At 63.3% G+C, this 626-nt stretch carries 1 protein-coding gene and 1 pseudogene; both read right to left on the bottom strand.

What is annotated here, in order from left to right:
- Nucleotides 1–402, bottom strand: a 402-nt coding sequence (locus E1297_RS50075) for a tyrosine-type recombinase/integrase (RefSeq protein ID WP_244327584.1), incomplete at its 3' end; no start/stop codon positions are given.
- Between the two features lie 40 nt (nucleotides 403–442).
- A pseudogene (locus E1297_RS50070) lies at nucleotides 443–562 on the bottom strand (integrase); the annotation flags it as partial.
- Nucleotides 563–626: the final 64 nt, after the last annotated feature.

The raw sequence follows: 626 nt of genomic DNA, 5'->3' as shown, positions 1-626 counted from the left end.
CTGGCGCGGCGAGATCGGGTTGATCTTCGGGTTGCCCGGGAACAGCCAGCCTTGCGGCCGTGCCTCGCGCCAGTAATCACGCAACAGGTCCAAAAGCCCGGGCGACAGCATCACCTTGCGGTCCTTGCGCCCTTTGCCCTGCTCGACATGGATCAGCATCCGGTCGCTGTCGATGTCGCGGACCTTGAGGTTGCATACCTCCGCTGCCCTGAGACCCGCGCCATAGGAAATGCTGAGGGCGGCGCGGTATTTGAGGCCCGGCCCAGGCGCTGCCATCAGGAGGTCGGACACCTCGCCGACGCTGAACACCACAGGCAACTTCCGTGGCTGGGTGCGGAACTGCATGTACCGCTTCATGTCCTCGCGCCCGCAGGTCATGCCGAAGAAAAACCGCAGCGCCAACGATACGGGCGTTGAACGTGGTCGGTGAAACGCCCGCATTGGTCATGTGAAGCTGGTACGCGCGCAGATCCTCCGGCGAGGCCGTGTCCGGGGACCGCCTCAGAAAGCCTGCAAAATCCTTGATCGCCCGAATATGGCTCTTCTGGGCTTTGTCGCCCATCCCGCGAATGCGCATGTCTTCGATCATCCGCTCGCGCAGCGGCGTGGTTCTCTCCTTCGTCATG

This window comes from Roseibium sp. RKSG952, from assembly GCF_009711355.1.
Note: the sequence above shows the minus strand (reverse complement) of the source record. Positions and strands in the feature narration are given on the sequence as shown.